Source organism: Pseudoalteromonas sp. SR45-4 (genome assembly GCF_014163535.1).
GTDB lineage: Bacteria > Pseudomonadota > Gammaproteobacteria > Enterobacterales > Alteromonadaceae > Pseudoalteromonas > Pseudoalteromonas nigrifaciens.
The window spans coordinates 1-254 of the sequence record NZ_JACJDO010000136.1 but is presented as its reverse complement, the minus strand read 5'-3'; the positions used below and the strand labels follow the sequence as shown (position 1 = coordinate 254).

The window sequence follows — 254 nt, the reverse complement described above, 5'->3', positions numbered from 1 at the left end:
ACTGAATGGTACTGCTACCATTCTTTTTTTACTTTTGAAAACTCTTGATAAATAACAATGTTATTCATCAGAATTTTATTATCAGCTTTTCCAAATTTTTAAAGAGCATATTAATTAGTTATCCCAAAGGGACAAGCACTAATTAACAATCATCTGTGTGGACACTACGAACAAATAAGTTCTAAATCGTATAAGGAGGTGATCCAGCCCCAGGTTCCCCTAGGGCTACCTTGTTACGACTTCACCCCAGTCAT

1 rRNA gene is annotated in these 254 nt (G+C 35.4%); it reads right to left on the bottom strand.

Annotated elements, in window-relative coordinates:
- Window positions 1–191: 191 nt before the first annotated feature.
- Window positions 192–254 (bottom strand): 16S ribosomal RNA (locus tag H5058_RS18320); the annotation flags it as partial.